Raw genomic sequence first — 18,637 nt, forward strand, 5'->3', positions numbered from 1 at the left:
CAAAAGCGAGTTGATATGAGCGCTTCACTTTCTCTTTTATACCCATGACCCGTGAAAGCATTGAGCTATGGCGGAAACTGGGTGTGACGGCGTTAGTTGGCGCCGAGCGGATCTCAGGCTTCCGTAGGTATTAACCATCAAGCAAAATCTTGCCCGGTCACGACGGACGCCAACACAATAGCGACATTTGCCGATGTCGCTCATTCAGGCGTGTTTGGTTCCGGATCCGAGAGAAACGTCCGCCGATACAAGACCGGGTGACCGTGGCCGTCGCCTGTATATAATCTGGCTTCGACGCGCTGCTCCGACTTGGCCGCGTCGACAGGTACCGCCCTCTGCACGATCCGCTCTTCGCTGGGACCCAAAACCAGATTGGCGCTGCGCTCGATGACGGCGCCATTGAGCGTCAGTTCAAGCAGATAGGTCATCTGTCGTTTTTCTTCGTTCTTGATTCCAATGGTCACATTCTGATGAGACTGGCCGTCACGCGGCAGCAGCCACAATTCGGTATAGTTGAATTGCCGATGATTGAGCGCCCCCTGCTGCGCCAAAACAATGCTGGCTATCACTAGCAGCGCCGCGCAGGCGAGTCGGACGAACTGACCGCCGTTCATCAAAGCCTCACGATTAGCGACAAAAGCCGGGCTCGGGCCAGGGAGGGCAGGGGCGCCCTGAATGTTTGCTCGACGTCTTAGATGGAGCCAACCGGCAAGGCCAAGGGAGAACAACGCGAGGATCCAACCGATTGGCGTCAGGGCGCCGAGCGGATGCAGCGCGAGGCCAAGCGCGACGACCGACGCGACGCTCATGCCCAGCGCCACGATCGCGGTTTCAAATCCGGTTTTTTGTCGCGGCTCCGAAATGCGAAGGAGCAGGAAGCCTGGAAGAATGAATACCAGCAACATCGCCCCTGCGGATCTCACTACGGACTGCCACCGCTCGACCAACGAGGGGGTTGTGCGGGAAATCGCGCGGCGATGGGCGACGGCAGGGGTCTTGGTGAAAAATTGCTGTCCTCTATTGAGCGCCTGCACGTCGAAAATGATCTCATAGCCATTGTCGAAAATGCGATTGACGCCACGGATCGAATTGAACTTGAGCAGCGCGTCCGGTTCTGGAGGCCCGTGCTGCTGCAGCATGTCGTCCGCCGGGCCGCCGTCGAAATAAGAGCCGATGACCGCTCGACCTGTGGTCAAACGCAGATCGGCGACCAGATATTCGATACCGATTTCGCTTAACACGCTCAGTTCCTCGTCGCCCAAGGAGGGGTCCACCAAGGCGATCCCGGCATCCAAACGATGCTGGAGGGTGCTCGAAACAAGCTGCCCTCCATATCCGGCGAGAAGGATGCGATTGATACGGTCGGCGCCAAACCGGTTGCCGTCGCCGAGCCATTCCTTGGTCCAAAGCGCAGTATTAATGCCCATTGGCTCAATGGAGGCTTCGTCGGCCGACACCTGATAATCCTGGGGCACCAAAACCCGCGGACCTTCAGAACTTATAATTCCGCCGATCAAAATGATTGTCGCCGCGGCGCCGATCGCGCTCGCACGCCAAAGGCTTTTCGATTTTCCCTGAAGCAGGCTTGTTACGCAAATGGCCAGCACGGGGCCGATGCCAAGAAATGCGAAGGGCCCGATACGATTGCCGATTTCCCATCCGCTTGGGGTCATCCGAAACAAAATACTTAGGGGATACAAGAAGGTAATGAGCGTCAACAGGATCAGGCGGCTATTGTTCCATTGGAAAAGCGCCTTCCCACCGCGCAACGCGTTCTCGCGTTTCACGAACAGGCCGCTCCAGGATAGGGAACGGAAAAAGCCGAGCGCCAATCCGATGCAAATCAGCGCCACCGACCCGAGAGTGGTGAGCCTCTGCCAGAGCGGCGCGACAGCGCCGTCGCCGCTGGTGAACAGTTTGCGGTGGGCGCCGCCGAAATGAGTCACAAAGCCTATAGCTTGATTCACGCCGTCCACTAACACGTTGCCTAAATAATCCGCTTCCGGGTCACCCATAGCGCGCGACCACAGGAGGGGAACAAGAATTGCGCACCCAGTCGTCGCGACGAGCCTGAAATATGCAGCATCCTTGCGGCGGCGGCGGACCGTTTCGACAATCAGGAAACCATACAGAAATCCGCTCAGAGCAAAGGCGGTAAGGTGGTGTGTCATCGCCAACGCGCATGCCGCGATGAAGAACATCAACATCCGTGCGGGCCAATGCTCGGCAGTTTCGCCGACGCGGGAATCGAGCAGCAAAGCGAATGTCAGCAGCGTAACCGCGAGACTGGCATATGAAAAGCCGGTATCGGAAAACACGAAGGTCGATGAGCCCATGTAAAATATACAGCCGAGCGCTGCAATCCTCGCTGACCCTGCGATGCGCTCATATAAAAGAAAAAGGGCGCCAATGCACAGCGTCCGCGCTACCACAATGACGATGAGCGCAGATCCGAATATCGATAGACCGGAAACCGAACTAAGTGCTGTGGTGACGATTTCCAGGCCGGGATAAAATGGCGCGATAGGAAATAATACATTTGGCGTAAACAGCCTGCCTGTTTCGGCCAACTGCTGCGCGCCCACCCAATGAAGGTATTCGTCATAACCGGTAAAGTTGATCGGAGCTCGGATCACGCGCAGCATCAACAGACCGAGCCCGGCGATCATGACATTCGCCACCCGCTCCGATCGCGAGACGTCCGCCAGGGCGAGCCTCATCACGATCGGCAGGAACAGCAAGGCGGTGGCGGCGTAAAAGACCGGCACAGCCCATGTTTGGCCCGTACGGCTTGCGTTGGCGGCGGCGGCGACAATGAAAACAGCGATTCCTGTATTGATCGCTAGCCATTGTGGCCAGATCAGCCCTGAAGAGCTGATCTGCGGGTCAGGGGATGGATGTACGGCGCCGATGCCGAGCAGGCGCCCCAAGCCGCGACCGAGGGAGGCAAGCGCTGATCGCCAATCTAAAACGGCGGTAAGTGGTCCCTCGTTGCGCTGCCGGGCTACAGCTTGGTGAGGGCTCTGCATCACTTCCTGCAATCCTTACAAAATCGGGTTCAACGCGTTGAATACTATTCCGCCGCGACCATGCTTTTGGTTGGCTTCGCCGCAAACTTTTCCCCCATGATCGCCTTCAGGACGCGCCATCCATCGGGGATCGCCGACAAGTGGCTCTCGCCGTGGAGGCGAAGGGATTCGAAGCTCGGGACTTCGACGATCTTCAACCGGTTTTGCAATGCTTTGATGTTCAGGACGGTTTCCACCTCAAAGCCGGAACAGTCGGATCGCAATTGGGGCGCATGTTTCTTCCAGAAGGCGATATAGCCATAGCAAAGATCGCTGAAAGTTCCGCCGTAGAGCGCGCGCACGGCCAATGTCAGCCCCCAGTTGCCGAGCATTCGAATAAAAGTCATGTCAATGGTTCCCGCCCCCTGGATGAAGCGGGAGCCCTTGACGAAATCGGCGCCCGACATAAGAGCCGCGACAAAAACGATGATTTCTTCCGGGTTCATCGAGCCATCCGCGTCGAGCATGACAATGATGTCGCCGCTCGCCGCCTCAAATCCCGTCATCAGCGCAACGCCCTTTCCGCGGCGCTCCTCGGTAACGATGCGCACGCCGGGATAAAGCCGTCGGGCGACCTCGACCGTTCCGTCCGTCGAGCAACCATCGATGATCAGGACCTCAAATATCCAGGAGGGCAACCTCGGCAAGAGCCATTCGAGGTTTTCCGCTTCGTTGAGCGTGGGGATCACGAGCGAAACCCGGGGTAAAGAAAGTCTCGACGCCAAATTTGAATTTGCCGGTCTTGCGTTGTTGACCAGAGATGAATCCGAGGCAAAGTGTTGCATGACCTACTCCGTTCAGCGGAAAGTCAAAAAAGTTGAAATCCTAATACCGTGTTCCCGCAGTACTCACCGGGACGGGCTCTTGCCGGAGCCGTTAGAGACGCCTTGCGTTTGAACCAGATCGCCCGGCTCAAGCAACATCGTCGCGCCGCACGGAATCTGCATTACGCGGTTGCCCACGCGCCGAATGACCAGAAATTCGGTTTCCAGATTCGGCGCGGCCAGGTCTGTTCTGGCCATGACCTTGATGACATTGGCGGAAGAATCGCTGTCCTCGGCCGCCAAGGCCGCCTCTGTGCGCGCCTCGGTGGCCTCTTTCTGCATGGCGATCGCCGCCTGCTGGTGGCGCACTTGCAGATCCTGGCGCGCCCGGTTCAGCCTTTCTTGCGCTTGACTGATGGTAACCAGCGATTCCTGGCTGCGCGCTTCCACTTCGAGCAGGTCGCTCTGCGCTTGAATGAGGACTGGACGGGCAAGCGAACCGGAGGCGGTAAGCTTGGCCAGGTTCTCGACCCGTTCCCGCCGCAGCGCGATCGACTGTTTCAGCAGCGGCAATTGCGCCTTCTTCAGATTGAGTTCCGACGAAGCCGATTCGATGACGCCGGTCAGCGACGCCTCGTCGGAGACAAGCGCCTGCATTTCCGTCCGGCGCGTCGCGAACTCCTGATCGAGAAGCGCCTCGGCCTTCTGTTTCCCGGCAAGTTCGGCAAGTTCGGTTGGAACCGTGGGCAGTCCGCGCGAACGCGCCGCCTCGACAGCGCTTGAGCGCGCGATCATGCGCATGGCGCGTCCAAGTGACGTTTGCAGTCTATTCGCCTCACGCGCCAGTTCAGTAAGCTGGTAAGGCTCCATCTGCGCCTTGTCGAAGCCGCCAGCGAGCGCTACCGCGTGCATCACGGTCATCCCTGGAGTATAGGCGTAACTTCCGGCATTTTTGACTTTTCCGACAATATAGATCGGCTGCTTGGCGACGCTCAGGACATTGACGAACCCGCTCCGTCCCAGAAACGACTGGAAAGAGCATTCGAGTTGACGCTGGACGTCCGCGGACTTCCGCCCGTCTACCGTAAACACGCCGAGCAGCGGGACCGAGATCGAGCCGTCGTCCTGCACAAGATACTCATTGGATAATTCGGAGCGTAACTGGAACGCTTTGGCCGATTGCTGGACATGCTTGTGGTCGGCGCCCCATTTGTCTTCCTGCGACTGCAATAGCTCGTAAAACGCCAATTTCACTTTGTCGCCCCGATGAACCCTGGCGGGGTCGGTGGGGTCGCTTTCGGAGTCCGACGCGTTAGTGGCTTTGCAATCCGCGTCGGTAGTCAGTGTCGCTGGGGGTTGGCCGGGCTCGGACGATATGCCCTGGTTCGCCTCCAAAGGATTGGCGGCGGGTTTCTCGTCGGCCAGCACAGGGGATTGCTGATGAGCCATCGTTACAACCGCGAGACCCACGCTAAGAATAGCGAGCGAAGTGAATTTCAGACGTTTATCAATGGCCATCTTCATGCCCTCGCAAGTTGCATTCTTTTGCCTAGGCGGTCGCTCGAACCGCGACAGGAGAACGGTCTTCCCGTCGGGCTCCAATTCTGCTGGCGAGCACTTCGCCATAAATTTCAAGGAGATTGCGCGTGCAGTCGTCCCAATTGCCGATATCGACCGGCGGTCTCGAAGTTTTCGGGCGGTCGATGAGTGTCAGAATCGCGTCGGCGACGCGCTCGGGCGCCGAATTGGGATCGATGCCCTCCAGCTGGCCCTTCGCGGCCATTTCGGCAAAACCGGTCGAATTGCTTGCCAGGACGGGACGGCCCAAGGAAATGGCTTCAAGCGCGGCGACCGGGTGCGCCTCATAGTCGCTGAGCAAGACAACGGCTGAAGCGCTGGCCATGAGGGCGCCCATTTGATGACGCTCCTTCGGCGGAATGCCGCCCACAGTTACGCTGGCGTCAAGGCCGAGCTTTCGGACCTGGTCGAGCAACTGCGATTTGTACGGACCTTCGCCGCATATACGAAGCTTGGCCTCCGGTCGCCGATGCAACAATTCGCCAAAAGCGGCGATGACGCGATGATGGCCTTTGTAGCGTTCCAGTCGCCCGACCGAAACGATCAACGGCTTGACCGGATCGGGAGCCGTGACGACGGGGGGCGTCGCGATCTCGGCGCCGTTGGGCACGACGACGAAGCGATCGCGGGGGATGCGGAGTCCCTTGGCGAAGTGATCGGCTTCGAATTCGGATACGCCAATGAGCCTGTCCGCCCGCGCGATCAGCGGCCTAAGAACCGCGCATTGGATTCCCCGGATGCTGTTGCGCAAGGGAGAAGAATGACCACCGCTGTGGAAGGTCATTACAAAGGCCGCCGATTTGCGTATGGCCGCCAGTATGGCGATGGGCGGCACGAATGTGTGGAAGCCCTGGATGTGAATGATGTCCGTTTTCAGCCGAACGACTTCGCGGTACACGTCTGGCGCAAAGTAGACATCGCTCCCTTTCGGATAGACAGGCACCCGCCTTACCCGCATCCCGGACATGGTTTGCTCGCTGGGGAGTGTGGAAGCGGGGTCGCCGGTCAGGACGGTCACGTTGTGACCTTTCGCCGCCATCCGACGCCCAACTTCAAAAGTATGCATTTCAACCCCTCCGATGAAGGGGGGAAATCTATTCGCAACAAGGAGGATATTTAGCTGTTTATTGATTTGGCAAATAGATTCACGCTCGCCGTAAGCGATGCTGTCCAAGTTCTGTTTGGTTAATGTGTTCATATTCAAGACTCTTACCGTCCACAATCGCTTCGGAAGCTTTGCCGTAATGCTGCGCTCGACGAGACATCATGAGCAATGTCCCGCTCCAGCTATCCGATCAAGTAATGAATTATTGAAGTGTAAGCCTTGTAGAAGCAACAAGCTAAAATTGTTATGTGCGTACGCCTTTCAGGTTTCCAATTAGAGCCAAATGGCTCGGCGCCCATATCTTGAAAAACGTCATGCTGAAGAAATCGCGCACATCCGGGCTAGCCGGCCAGCAGGCGTATTCGTCCGGACGATAGTGCGATCGCCTCGGGGCGACTTTGATATGAAGGATAGACGGCTTGCCGCTGGAGCAGGAGCGCTTGGATGCGGCGGCGAATTCGTCGATGCTTCGACGCTCTGGCCATGGCCACCAAACGCTCTCGCGCACAGACCCGCCCCGGTTAGGGCCGCTCGCTTGCTCTGCCTTGCCGAGAGCGCGCCGCGCTATTTCCTATGACGACGCGACTAATCGATCGTACGAAAAAAGCTTCGGCTTTTTCGGTTGTTCAAACAGCCGCCGCTCCCATTCGTACGCATGGCGCAGGATGAGTTCGAGGTCGTCATATTCGGGCGTCCAGCCTAGCCGCGACTTGATGCGCTGATTGGCGGCGATGACCGCGGCGGCGTCCCCTGGCCGACGGCCGGAGATCTTCACAGGGAAATCGACGCCGGAAATTTTCTTCACGAGGTCGATGACTTCGAGCACCGAATATCCGGTCTGGTAGCCACAATTGCAGGTGCAGCTGTCGCCGCCGGAGCGCAAATGCTTCAGCGCCGCGCTATGGGCGCGGGCAAGGTCGCTGACATGAATATAGTCCCGAAGGCCGGAGCCGTCGGGCGTAGGATAATCGACCCCAAAGACCTCCATTCCCGGTCTCAGACCGAGCGCCGCCTGGGTGGCGACCTTGATCAAATGCGTGGCGCGGGCTGTCGATTGACCGGCGCGCCCTTGCGGATCGGCGCCGGCGACGTTGAAATAGCGCAAGATGACATAGCGCATGTCATGCGCCTGAGCCGCGTCGGACAGCATCCATTCGACCATCAGCTTGGAGCGGCCATAGGGCGATAGCGGGTTCAAACTATCGTCTTCGGCGACAGGATTGCGTTCCGGATTTCCGTAGACCGCCGCCGTCGACGAGAAAATGAAGTTTTTCACGCCGGCTTTGACCGCGCATTCCAGCAGGGCGCGCGCCTTGGCGGTATTGTTGAGGTAGTAGCCGAGCGGATCGGCGACGGATTCCGGCACGACCGTCTTTGCCGCGAAATGGATGATCGAATCGATCCGGTTATCGGCGAAAATCCTGGGGACAAGATTGCTGTCGCCAAAGTCGCCGACGACGAGTTGCGCGCCCGGCGGGACCGCCCAACGAAACCCGGTCGACAAATTGTCGATGATGACGACATCCTCGCCGGCGTCGAGCAATTCGTGGGCCATATGGCTGCCAATGTAGCCCGCGCCGCCCGTCACTAAAACGCTCATTTGCGCCTCGCCTGCTTGTTACACCGACCCGGTCGTGAAGCAATAGCTAAACCGATCACGGTTGCGCCGCATCCTTCAGATTAATGACGCCGGCGACAACAATTTTGATCGGGAGTTCAACCGCGCATTATTTTATTATGAATGGGAACGTGCGATCTGACGTTTGCACACTGCTCGCGAATACGAACACCTGCGTCACAATAGCCTCGGTCCAATTCGGACCGAGCGCTCCCCCCTGATTTTTTGCTTAAGGCGTTTTCTTGCGGATGCGCCCCGTCAAAAAGCGCCACGCGGCCCGAACAGATCTATGACTTCGATCCGTCCCGCAGTGTTGAGAGTGTGTACCCCGCTCGCATTCGAGCGCGGGGGCGGCGGGAGGCGCGCCGCGATCGTTTCATTGTAGCCCTCCGGGTCCAGCCTTTCCACGTCGCAAATACTCAGGCCGCCGCCATATCGCTGCGTGGAGTCCTGGGCTATGCGTCGAAGTTTGCCTCCGCACTGCAGCATGAATCCCCCAGGCCGAGCCGAGGTAACGTCTATAAGAACTGGATTAAGCGGATGCGCGCGCCAGGGGCCAAAGAGATCTTCGGCATGGAACAGGCCAAGGGCGTCCATGCTTGACCCGCTGTCGTCCAGCAAGGCTGCGAACAGCCAAAGCCGCCCGTCATGTTTTGTCAAAGTCGCGTCGCATGCGCCGAAGCCGCTGAGAAGTTCGGCATGCTTGATCCATATGTCGGGAAATCGTTCCGCGCGCCAAATCTCGATCGTCTTCGCATCCGCGGTTTCGGGCATCAGGTATATCGCGCCTTGATGCCTGAAGACCATCGGATAGGACAAGTGATAGCCGGCTTCGATGACGACGCGCGGGGCGCTGACAACGCCATCCGGCGAAATCGTGAAAAATGAGATGACGCCTTTTTGCGTCGCATAAGGAAACTCTTCGCAAAAAACGTAGGAGACTCCCTCATGTTCGAAGGCGAAAGGATCCGCGAAAAATCGCTTGCCATCGTCCCTGAAAGGAATGTAGCCGCCGGCAGGCCACCGCAAATTCGCCGCCACGGCGTCGTCCCCGTCCATCAAACGCCAAGCGATCCGCCACAATTCCGGGCTTTTCGAGAGACGGGTAAGCGCGCGCGCTACCTTGACGGCCAGGGTCTCGGCGCCAAACGCCAGCGGGGAACGCATCGCCACTTCGTCGCGGACAGCCATGGACGGCTTGTTGTCCTGGCGGCCGTTTCGCGCCAGGTCGGCGAGGACGTGGCGTATCAGCGATGCGGAGCGGGCGAACGTCCAGTCCAGGGCGCGCGTCACGATTTCGGAATGGACCGGCAGGCCATGGGCGAGCTCGCGCCCTTCGCAAACGACGCTGATGACGGGGGCGTGGCCATTGAGAACCGCGGCAAGCGCCGCCGAATCGCATGGACATCCGTCATAGAGCACCCTGATATTTTTGCTGTCGGAGATTGCGGAGCCAGTCAGGTCGAGGACGAAATCCGCTGGGCCGGAGAAATCGGCGGTGGCCAGTTGATGCATCGCCGCCAGTGAAACGGCAGTCGCGGGATGGATGGCCGCGCCCCCGTAGACAAGCCGTTCGAGCGCCATCAACAGGGATAGCCCTGTCTGCCAGGAGCGCGCTTCCGTTCCGCTGGCGACGACAGACACCGGGTACCCGTCGCTTCGAAGGTGACCGATCAGATCGGCCTGCCATTGCCAGGAAGCCGTCGCACGCAGCAACACTTCGATTTTTGGCAATCCCTTGGAGGCAGACGGACCAGCGGCCCTCCAGTTCAGGGAAGTTATTTGCTGCGCCTCCTGCGCCGCCTCGTTCAGGAACAGACTGGACCACATTTTTGCGACCCTGCGACAATATTCTCGTTGGCTGAAACGACGATAGGTCGACGGTCGATGCTTTTTATCCGACAGAGCGACCAGGACTGGTGCGGTTTGGAGAAGGCGCCGCTCTTCTACGATCCCGCGATCACATCAGGTCCATAGTGGGACCGAATGCTGAAAGTAATTCCGCTACGTTTGCGCTAGTTGCACCCTCATTTCGATCATCGTCTCGCGGGGGAACTGGTTCGTTCGGCCATTTAACCATGCCCAAAGGACGTAGTTCAGCAGTCTTTTGCGGTAGGACGCCAAGCCTCTTGTCCGGGCGCCGGCGACGCAGGAACGGAGTAGCTTTTAAGGGTTCTGGTTTCGGCTCGAGCGCGCCGGCGCGCGCGAACAATAGGGAGCGCCATGGACGGCCATCCGGCTCCGCTGGATCGATAAACTTTTGCGCCAAGCGCTTCTAATTCGCTCCATTGAGCAAATGGAGCAGCAATTTCGGGGTGACTCCTCATGGGCAATGCGAAGCTGAAGTCCGACTACAAGCGGTTCCAACGGCGGATCAGGGACACCAGGCCACCCGAGCGCCTGATTGCTCACTACGAACTGGAACGCCGGCTGGCCGAGCGCTTGCGCGCTTCCTCAAGTGACGAGCGCGCGAGGCTTTATACCGACGTGTACTCGGAGCTTTTCGCCAAGCTGCCGGATCATCCGCAAAACAAACCGGCGGGCGGCCCGCAGTCTGGCCGCATAGCCAAGGAAGTTCGGCTGTTGCGCCCTCTTCTGACGCCCACCTCGGTTTGTTTGGAGTTGGGGTGCGGCGATGCGGCTCTGTCATTGGCGCTTGCCAGCATGATTGGAACGGCGATAGCGCTCGACATCACCGATGTGCTTATCGACTTTGCTTCCGCTCCTTCAAATTTCCAGTTTCTGAAAACTTCCGGGGTCGAAATATCTCTGCCGGATAATTCGGTCGATGTGGCTTACTCGAATCAATTGATGGAACACCTGCACGTTGACGATGCGGAAGGTCAACTGCGCGAGATAATTCGAGTTCTGAAGCCAGGCGGGCAGTATCTCTGTGTCACGCCGAGCCGCGTGACTGGCCCCCATGACGTATCGTGCTACTTCGATGAGACGGCCACCGGATTTCACATGCGTGAGTACGATTACGGCTCCATGCGGGAGATCTTTCTGGGCACGGGGTTCAGCCGCGTCGAGTTCCTTGTCGCGGTGGGGGGGCGGCGGCTGGCGACGCCTCCATATGCGGCGCTGAGAGCATTGGAGCTCCTGCTCTTGCGTACCCCAAAATTCCTCTGGCGGAAGATGACTCTGCCTCTTACGCCGCTCATGGGTATTACCGCTATCGGGACCAAATGATCCGAGATTTTCCACCTGGAGCTGGCCCGAAGGTATTGAAGTGAAATTACGTTGATCGCCGATCATCCTGCCGAGCTTCCGTTCGTTCGGCCATTCAATAGCGCTAAGGGCGTAGACTGCTCATCCCTATGCGGTACCGGCGTCGAGCTTTTGGGCGTTACTGTCCAGCCGAAGAACGGAGTAGCATCGTGGGGTCGCGATTTCTGCTCAGGCACATTTGCTTGAGGAAGGGAGGCTTTGATGCCGGCTTCGTGCGCCCCGCTATTTTGCCACCCGTTTTTTATTTCGGAGTCCATCTGAGTTTCACTTTCCAACATTGCGGAAGACACTACGAGTTTCGCACGGCGAATTGGGAGAGAATTAATGCGAGTGCTCCTGCTAGCGCAGTTCTATCCGCCGAATATCGGGGGCGAAGAGCGGCACGTCCGCGATCTGGCGGCGTCACTTGCCAAGCGCGGGCATTACGTGGCCGTCGCGACGCTTTGGCAGGATGGTCTCGCCGAGCATGAGGCCGACCAGGGGGTCCAGATTTTCCGTATACGGGGGCTTTTACAGCGCTGGAGCGGCCTTTTCCTCGATCCGGCCCGAACGCACGCTCCGCCGTTCCCGGATCCGGGCCTGACGGCGTCGCTGCGGCGGATCGTCGTCTCGGAGCGTATCGAGGTCGTCCATGCTCACAACTGGCTGCTCCATTCGTTCCTGCCGTTGAAGCGTGCTGGCGGCCCGCGCCTCGTGGTTACCCTGCATGATTTGAGCCTCGTCTGCGCCACCAAACAGGCCATTTGTCGCGGCGAGCTGTGCAGCGGACCGAGCTTCGCCAAATGCGGCGGTTGTGTCGCCCACCATTATGGCGCGGCGAAGGGGTCCGTGACGCTGGCGACGAACTGGACCTCGTCATGGTTTGAACGGCGGCTGGTCGACCGTTTCCTGGCCGTCAGCACTGCGATCGCGGTGGGCAACGGCCTCCCTGGCGGCCCCACTCCGTACGAAGTCGTGCCCAATTTCATCCGCGACGACGTTGCGTCGCCCGATGGCGGCCAGGACGAGCGCCTGGAGGGACTGCCCAAGCAGCCGTTTATCCTTTTCGTTGGTGACCTTCGCCGGTTCAAGGGCATCGATGTGCTGATGGCGGCATACGCTCAACTCGACAATGTGCCGCCCTTGGTCCTGATCGGCAGGAAGTGTCATGACTCGCCAACGCACTGGCCCAAGAACGTGCATGTGTTCCACGATTGGCCACACGCGGCGGTCATGCAGGCTTGGCGCCGGAGTATGGCGGGGGTCCTGCCCTCGGTCGGGCCCGAAGCCTGCGCGACTGTCTTGATGGAGGCGATGGCGTCCGGCAGGCCGATGATCACTTCGAACATCGGCGGCAATCCGGATATCGTCGACGACAACATCAGCGGCTTGATCGTTCAGCCGGGCGACCAGGCCGGACTCGCGCGCGCGATCCAGGCCATGGCCACCGACGAAGGTCTCCGCCAACGCCTGTCGGATGGCGCCTTGCAAAAAGTGAAGACGTTCATGGCGTCGAACGTCGTGCCGCAGATCGAGTCCGTGTACCGCGGCGTCCTGGCTCGCGAGCGGCCCGTTATCGCCGCGGCCAACCAACTTCAGCGTGGGAGTCCATAATCATGGTTTGCTCGGTCATCATTTGCGCTCACACGATGAATCGTTGGCCGCACATCTGCGAGGCGGTGCGTTCCGTGCAGGCACAAAACGCGGCAGCCAAAGAGATTATCCTTGTCATCGATCACAATCGTGAATTGTTCGATGCTTGCAGGAAAGAGTTCCCCGACCTCAAAGTCATTGAAAGCGGTGAGGCGAGGGGCTCGTCTGGCGCGCGCAATGCGGGCGTGGCCGCCGCGACAGGGGATTTCGTCGCATTTGTCGACGACGACATGGTGGCGGACCCCGACCTGTTGAAAGTCATGATCCCCTTGTTCGACGATCCGTCAGTCGCCGGCGTGGGCGCGACCGCGTCGCCTCTTTGGCTTGGAACTCCGCCGCGTTGGTTCCCCGATGAGTTTCTCTGGGTCGTGGGTTGTACCTCCGGGGCCTCGAAGGTGGAGTCGTTCGAAACGTCTGGGGTCCAATGAGCTTCCGGCGGTCGATTTTCCAGCGCATAGGGGGGTTCGACACCCGTCTCGGACGAAACGGCTCGAAACTGCCGATCAGTTGCGAAGAGACCGAGTTCAGCCTGCGCTTAACCCAGGCTTATCCCCAGACGAAACTCCTTTATGCGCCTGACGCGGTGATAGAGCACAAAGTGCCGACCGATCGCGTGACCTTCAGCTACTTTGTGTTGCGCTGCTTCGCCGAGGGCATTTCAAAGGCCAGGGTTGCGAGAATGGCGGGCGCGAAGTCATTGGCGACCGAACGCAACTACGTCCTCCATACCCTCCTGGGTGGCGTCGGACGCGGGATCGCAGACGCAGTAACCAAGTTGGACGCGTGGGCGGCCGCGCGGGCCGCCTTCATCGCGGTCGGGCTTGCAAGCACGGTTGCCGGGTATGCCTGGGAACAACTGGCCATTTCGTTAGGAGGGCAGGGGGGCGAACAGCGGGCGCCGGCTCAACTCTAAAAGTTTTGGGTTTACCTCGCAGACCATCTGGCCGCTGGTTTCAGGCGGTCTGCGAGGCGGATCCCTAAATCATGGCAGGGGGTGAAGCTTGCAAAACGGCGGAGAAATGGCGGGAAACAAGTCCGAGGATCTCTTCATCGAGAGGTCAGCCCCGCTGCGGGATACTGACCAACGGCGAGGGCTGCATGCGTTGACCGGAACTATGCGGTTGAATTTATCCGGGCGAGGGACGTTCATGGGAGCAAAATCTGTTGCTTCCGCGATTGCGGATCATGTTCGAGAAGGTATGGACAAGCATTCCGTGCTGTACACCAACGCCGGCGCCTCAACGATCGGCGGCGTGGGAACGGCTGCGCTCGGTTTTCTTTTTTGGGGCGTTGCGGCGCGTTTTTTCCCGCCCCACGCCGTCGGCGTGGCGACCGCCATCATTTCAATGATGGGACTGATGGGGATCATTGGCGATGGCGGACTTGGCGCTTTGCTGATCGGCGAAACGCTTCAGCATAAGGGACGTGAAGGAGAGCTGATTCTCGCCGCCGTTCTGGCGTCGCTTGCGGCTTCGGGCGTTTGCGGACTGGCGTATTTTGTCTTGGCGAACGAATTTGGCTGGCAACTCGGCCAATTTGCGCACAGCTACGCCGGTGCTGTGCTTTTCGTGGGCGGGTGCGCGCTCAGCGGCGCGGTGTCCGTGCTCGATCAAGCCTTCTTCGGTCTTCTGAAAAGTGTGTATCAGATGTACCGAAGCTTATCTTTCTCGCTCATTAAACTTTTGTTTTTAGCTGCCTTGGTGACGTCCGACGCAATGCACAACGAATTTTTTATTGTCCTTGCCTGGGTTGTAAGTATATTGATAACAATTCTTGTTTTTGGCAGGCTTATGCTAAAAATTATTGGGCCAGTCGGTCGGTGGATTCCCGATTTCCGCCTGCTGGGGCGGCGCTTCCCTTTGCTCATCCGGCATCACATGCTTAATCTCGCGACGTTGGCCCCGGGGCTGATCATCCCTGTGCTGGTGACGATTCTCGTTTCGCCTGAAGCCAGCGCCGCGTTTTATCCGGCCTGGATGATCATCTGTCTTGCACTTTTCGGCTCCGGATCGCTGGCGACAACTTTGTACGCGATCGGCCGGGCCGAACCCAGCCAGCTTCCGTCCCGTTTGCTCATCTCGTTGGGTTTATCGGCTGTTGTCGGAGCCGTGACAGCAAGTGTTCTTTTCTTTTTCTCGGGGACCATTTTAGGCTTGTTCAATCATTCCTACCGAGAACTCGCTGGTCCCAGTCTTCAGCTACTGGGCTTTGGCGTGATCGCTGCGGCGATTAAACAGCATTACATAGCCGTAAGTCGGCTCGCGAACCGGGTCGGCGTCGCTTCTGTTTATCTCGCCCTGGGAGCCCTTTTGGAGATCGGGCTTGCGGCCGCGGGCAGTCAGGTTTCTGGATTGTTCGGGGTCACGGTCGGATGGCTGCTGGCTGTGTTTCTGGAGGCGTCGCTAATGCTGAAACCGATAGCAAAGGCGATGCTAGGGGGCACAAAAACAGAAAGCCGGCTTCGCTCGCCGGCCAGGATACAAAGCTCGTGAAGCCAACACTGAGCGGGATGAGTATCGCGCGCCGCTATTTCTTGCGCCGGAACGCGGCGCTGGCGCTTGCAGGCGCGACCTTTGCATTTTGCCTGCCGGAGTTTGCGGCGGCGATCAGCCTCGAAAGTTCGCAGCAAAAATCTGGAGCTTCCACGCCGCCCGCCGGATTTAGCGCGAGCGATCTGGTCTTCTGGGATAGCTTTTCCGGTAAAAGCTTAAACGCCGCCAGCTGGAATACCTATGTCACCAGCAATGCCGCCCGGGGTTATCCATGGGCGGCCAATGGGCAGGGCGGTAGCGCCTTGGGTAGCGTCAATAATGCGGAATACATGACGCCATCCCAGGTCTCCGTAAATAACGGACTGACTCTCGACGCGGTTCTGCACAGCATTGCCGGCTATAGCACCATCAATGGATCGATTGTCCGGCAGACTTTTCCCGTGACTTCCGGGGTGGTCTCCAGTTACGGAAAATTTGAATTCACGGGGGGGTATCTTCAGATCAGCATGAAGCAACCCGCCGGCGGCGCCGGCTCGTGGCCAGCCCTTTGGCTGCTGCCTGGTTCCGGAGCGGGAAGCTCCGGCGATGATTTTGAAATCGATATTCAGGAGGGCGGCTATACCTCGGGCTCAGCCAATCCCGACAACGTTTTTGCCTATCACTTGCACACCCCCGCAGGCGTTTTCGGCGGCGAGGTCGATACAGGGATCGACCTGACGGCTGGTTTCAATAGTTTTGCAATCAACTGGGCGCCCGGAGAGTCGATCACGTGGTACCTCAATGGACAGCAAGTGGCCCAGATCACCAGCGCCGAAGCTCCTATCCCGAACGAGCCGATGGAGTTGATCATGAGCAATGGGGTTGCGACTTCCGCCGCAAGCGCTTGGCACACGGCCTTGGGCCCTTCCACACCCCGATCGATGCGGATGCAAGTAAATAGCGTGCAACTATACCAGCAGCCTGGTGGCGGCGAGACTGTCAAAAGCGCGACGTTTCCGCGCCCGCGATAATCGGGATTGGCGCAGCGCTCTGGGCCTCAGAGCTTTCTCCGCGTTTCCTCACGCGAACCCGCGCCCACTTCGCTTGAACGCGCTCTTGCGCTGGTCAATATTTGCATCATCGCCTTGCCGGCTCTCTTCGTATATGAAAACACTTTTGGAAGTTGACTGCGGCAGAAGGCCACCTTCCGCACGTAAGATTCGACATGCCACACGGCATGCGATCCGGCAGGAAAAAAAGCGGTGTCGCCAACGTTAAGACAGCGCTCGACGCCTGAATCGTCGAGAATACTTACGGCGCCGCCGAGAATGCAAATGGTCTCGTCTATGTCGTAGTACCAGTCAAATCGTCCGGCGGTGCAGTCCCAAAAAAACGTGCTGGCGCAGCCATCGTGGCTCGTCGACAGGACGGCGTTACGGGCAACGGGAGCGCCTTCCAAAATCCACTCTGGATTTACCGGCGCAGCCCTCATTTCCGCATCTCGGGAAACAAATTCAAGCTTGTTTGTCTCGCGGTAAAGCTTCGGCAAAGGCTGCATATTGCAGTTCCTCCATTCGTTCTGGCGTATGTACTAAGCTAACGTCCTGAGGAATACTGATTAGTAATTAACCGTTGCGTCGATCCGATTGAATCGGATCGGGGCTCTAGTTTTTTGTTTTTACGCGTTTTCTTCATGCGAACCGCTATCCACTTCGCTTGAAAACGCTCTAGATGCCGAACATCGAGGTTTCCGTATAGGCTAAGTCTCCCAGCCTGGGAGGATTAGGCCCCCTGAAATACAAAGGCGTCTTTTTACCGTAGCAGGCGCCGATAAGCCGAGGTATCGGATCTCGATAATGCAGCAAGGTAATAAAATAGAATCGTTTTGCCAAATACAATCCAATTGGTTTCGCAAATCGCGCAAAGTCATTTATGTCGCGACAGTATACCAGCTGAACGGCCGGAACAATAGTTTTGACTTTCCGCGGTCGAAACACGAACGGATATGCCCGTCCGTCCGCGATGCACCAGATGCTTGTGCAACCAAATTCTGCATGATCCAGAAGCAATTCACGTTCCCGAGCATCAAAAATCGCGTCTGGCTCGACCTGGGCGTCCACGATGCGCACCGAGGTTTCCGTTGGCTTTCGGCTTAGAAGAGGTATGGCGGCGAGAATACCGTTGGTGTATTTGCTGAAGCCCAATGCCTCGACCATCTTGTGCGTATGCGGACTGGCGGTAATATTTAATATCGTGACATTTTTATCTTTTTGCGGGCGTAAATAAAGTAACGGCGCATAGCATCTAAACTCGCGGTCTGTATATGCAGTTGATCCATTGCATCTTACTTTAGGAACGCCGTTGTCCCAAATCGTCGAATAAATCAGCACCATGACGCCGACTAAGCGGCCCTCGTGCACGAGGACATATCCGTACCGCGGATAACCGTCCGGCGCCGATCGCCGACCCAGGCAAGAGAAGAAATGATTCCAGAAGTCACGCGAATGCGGAGGGTCGAATCCGTTGATAATAAGGTTTACGAGTTCCGGAATATCACCCTCATTTATCTGGCGCATGACAGGTTTGACAGGCTTCTCAATTGCTCTGGATTCGCTTGCAGGCGCTGGATCGCTGACGGCTGGTTCGGGCAATGCACGCAGGGCAACCCGGTCGTGGCGTTGCGCGGCGCCGAGCTTTCTTAATACCGTCCTAATCGCGCCGACAACTGGGCTAGGCGCGGCATCATGCGCATTCCCCCAAATCGTTTCCGGAGTGCGTTCAGAGCTCATCGATTTTCGCTTTCTCCGATTGAAAATGGCATGACGCGCCTGGACAGCGCGTCATTGCTTTCAGACCCGTGAAACTTAAGCTTGCACGGGAAGCAATCGCCCGCATCATTCAGGCGGATGATCTTCTTCCTTTTTTACCAACTCGAATCAGGCAAGGTTTCCGGCGTCCACCGTAACAACGGTCCCGGTAATGTTGCGCGCCTTGTCGCTCATCAAAAACTCAACCGTGTCGGCGACGTCGTCCGGCTCCGCCAATCGCCGGAGGGCGCTGCGACGGACGACCTTGCCCTTGTTTTCCTCGTCAAGGCCCTTGGTCATTTCGGTCTCCATGAAACCGGGCGCCACGGCGTTCACGGTAATGCCAAACTGGCCGACCTCTCG

At 58.2% G+C, this 18,637-nt stretch carries 15 protein-coding genes; 6 read left to right on the forward strand and 9 right to left on the reverse strand.

The genetic code is table 11. The features are described 5' to 3' along the window. Positions 1-200: 200 nt before the first annotated feature. From ACLP2E_RS07645 to ACLP2E_RS07670, 6 genes are all read right to left on the reverse strand, one after another. Entirely contained in the window at positions 201-3,029 is a 2,829-nt protein-coding gene (locus ACLP2E_RS07645) for a hypothetical protein (protein ID WP_442465569.1), read from the reverse strand. Between the two features lie 44 nt (positions 3,030-3,073). After that, positions 3,074-3,853: a glycosyltransferase family 2 protein gene (locus tag ACLP2E_RS07650; RefSeq protein ID WP_442464396.1), complete on the reverse strand. Its 780-nt coding sequence runs from the start codon at positions 3,851-3,853 to the stop codon at positions 3,074-3,076. 63 nt (positions 3,854-3,916) lie between these two features. Beyond that, positions 3,917-5,350, reverse strand: coding sequence for an SLBB domain-containing protein (locus tag ACLP2E_RS07655; protein WP_442464397.1), 1,434 nt, complete (start codon positions 5,348-5,350; stop codon positions 3,917-3,919). Between the two features lie 31 nt (positions 5,351-5,381). Next, a complete protein-coding gene (locus ACLP2E_RS07660) occupies positions 5,382-6,584 on the reverse strand; it encodes a glycosyltransferase family 4 protein (RefSeq protein WP_442465578.1) in 1,203 nt (400 codons plus the stop codon). 502 nt (positions 6,585-7,086) lie between these two features. After that, positions 7,087-8,115: a UDP-glucose 4-epimerase GalE gene (gene galE, locus ACLP2E_RS07665; RefSeq protein ID WP_442465570.1), complete on the reverse strand. Its 1,029-nt coding sequence runs from the start codon at positions 8,113-8,115 to the stop codon at positions 7,087-7,089. A 276-nt stretch (positions 8,116-8,391) separates the two neighbouring features. Beyond that, a complete protein-coding gene (locus ACLP2E_RS07670) occupies positions 8,392-9,963 on the reverse strand; it encodes a glucosamine inositolphosphorylceramide transferase family protein (protein WP_442465571.1) in 1,572 nt (523 codons plus the stop codon). A gap of 495 nt (positions 9,964-10,458) precedes the next feature. Between ACLP2E_RS07670 and ACLP2E_RS07675 the strand changes: the two genes are divergently transcribed. The 6 genes from ACLP2E_RS07675 (at position 10,459) to ACLP2E_RS07700 (ending at position 16,498) form a co-directional block, all read left to right on the forward strand. Beyond that, on the forward strand, positions 10,459-11,325 hold the full coding sequence (locus ACLP2E_RS07675; RefSeq protein WP_442464400.1) for a class I SAM-dependent methyltransferase: 867 nt from the start codon (positions 10,459-10,461) through the stop codon (positions 11,323-11,325). A gap of 363 nt (positions 11,326-11,688) precedes the next feature. Next, positions 11,689-12,957, forward strand: a complete 1,269-nt coding sequence (locus ACLP2E_RS07680) for a glycosyltransferase family 4 protein (RefSeq protein WP_442465572.1) — start codon at positions 11,689-11,691, stop codon at positions 12,955-12,957. Positions 12,958-12,959: 2 nt separating this feature from the next. Then, positions 12,960-13,424, forward strand: coding sequence for a glycosyltransferase family 2 protein (locus tag ACLP2E_RS07685; protein WP_442465573.1), 465 nt, complete (start codon positions 12,960-12,962; stop codon positions 13,422-13,424). Beyond that, positions 13,421-13,909, forward strand: a complete 489-nt coding sequence (locus tag ACLP2E_RS07690; protein WP_442465574.1) for a hypothetical protein — start codon at positions 13,421-13,423, stop codon at positions 13,907-13,909. Before ACLP2E_RS07685 ends, ACLP2E_RS07690 begins: the two co-directional genes overlap by 4 nt. A gap of 106 nt (positions 13,910-14,015) precedes the next feature. After that, complete coding sequence (locus tag ACLP2E_RS07695) at positions 14,016-15,488, forward strand: lipopolysaccharide biosynthesis protein (protein ID WP_442465575.1); 1,473 nt, start codon at positions 14,016-14,018, stop codon at positions 15,486-15,488. After that, positions 15,485-16,498, forward strand: coding sequence for a glycoside hydrolase family 16 protein (locus ACLP2E_RS07700; protein ID WP_442464404.1), 1,014 nt, complete (start codon positions 15,485-15,487; stop codon positions 16,496-16,498). The genes ACLP2E_RS07695 and ACLP2E_RS07700 overlap by 4 nt, the downstream gene beginning before the upstream one ends. 26 nt (positions 16,499-16,524) lie before the next feature. Here ACLP2E_RS07700 and ACLP2E_RS07705 read toward each other — a convergent pair whose 3' ends face one another. The 3 genes from ACLP2E_RS07705 to ACLP2E_RS07715 form a co-directional block, all read right to left on the reverse strand. Further along, positions 16,525-17,025: a cupin domain-containing protein gene (locus tag ACLP2E_RS07705; RefSeq protein ID WP_442464405.1), complete on the reverse strand. Its 501-nt coding sequence runs from the start codon at positions 17,023-17,025 to the stop codon at positions 16,525-16,527. Between the two features lie 169 nt (positions 17,026-17,194). Continuing rightward, positions 17,195-18,256: an acyl-CoA acyltransferase gene (locus tag ACLP2E_RS07710; RefSeq protein ID WP_442465576.1), complete on the reverse strand. Its 1,062-nt coding sequence runs from the start codon at positions 18,254-18,256 to the stop codon at positions 17,195-17,197. Between the two features lie 147 nt (positions 18,257-18,403). Continuing rightward, positions 18,404-18,637: SDR family oxidoreductase (locus tag ACLP2E_RS07715; protein ID WP_442465577.1), on the reverse strand; the 234-nt coding region annotated here is incomplete at its 5' end.

This window comes from Rhodoblastus sp. (assembly GCF_052145335.1).
Taxonomy (GTDB): Bacteria; Pseudomonadota; Alphaproteobacteria; order Rhizobiales; family Beijerinckiaceae; genus Rhodoblastus.